This window comes from Methanosarcina sp. 2.H.A.1B.4 (genome assembly GCF_000979385.1).
In the GTDB taxonomy this organism is placed as follows: domain Archaea; phylum Halobacteriota; class Methanosarcinia; order Methanosarcinales; family Methanosarcinaceae; genus Methanosarcina.
The window spans coordinates 1-553 of sequence record NZ_JJOV01000070.1; the positions used below are offsets into that span (position 1 = coordinate 1).

The following is a 553-nucleotide window of genomic DNA, read 5'->3' on the forward strand; positions in this document are numbered from 1 at the left end:
GGAATAAGAGAAACATTGGTATTGCATGGAAAAATCCAGGAGGAGACTGGTACGATAAAAACGGTGTTTTGCAGGGAAGCATGCCCTATGCCACAATGACTATTAAGGGCAGTACTCTCCCTGACAACAGGTACTATGAGCTGGATGTAACCGAGCTCGTAAAAGAGTATACCAGTGGAAAGTACGAAAATACCGGTTTTCTGATAAAAGCAAAAACTGAAAGCAACAATTATATTGCATTCTACAGCAGTGACTGCGGAATTGAAAGTAAGAAGCCAGAGCTTAGCATAACACAGAAAGCACCTGTAGTGACCGAACCTCCTGTAGTGACTGTAAATGTAACTGTTACTGGTGCAACGGATAACCGCATGCGTGAAGCTTCTTCTAATACAGTCTATAAGAGTTCATCCTATATTGACATAGGTGGGATGAGTACTGGCAGATACAGGGATGCAATGTGGTTTGACCTGAGCGAGTACACCGGGTCTACCGACGTTAGTGATGCAGCCCTTTCTCTCTACTGGTATTATCCGGCAGGAAGCTCAAGACCAGC

At 44.3% G+C, this 553-nt stretch carries 1 protein-coding gene; it reads left to right on the forward strand.

Annotation, left to right across the window (positions count from 1 at the left end; genetic code table 11):
* Window positions 1–553: disaggregatase related repeat-containing protein (locus EO92_RS18580; protein ID WP_235283299.1), on the forward strand; the 553-nt coding region annotated here is incomplete at both ends.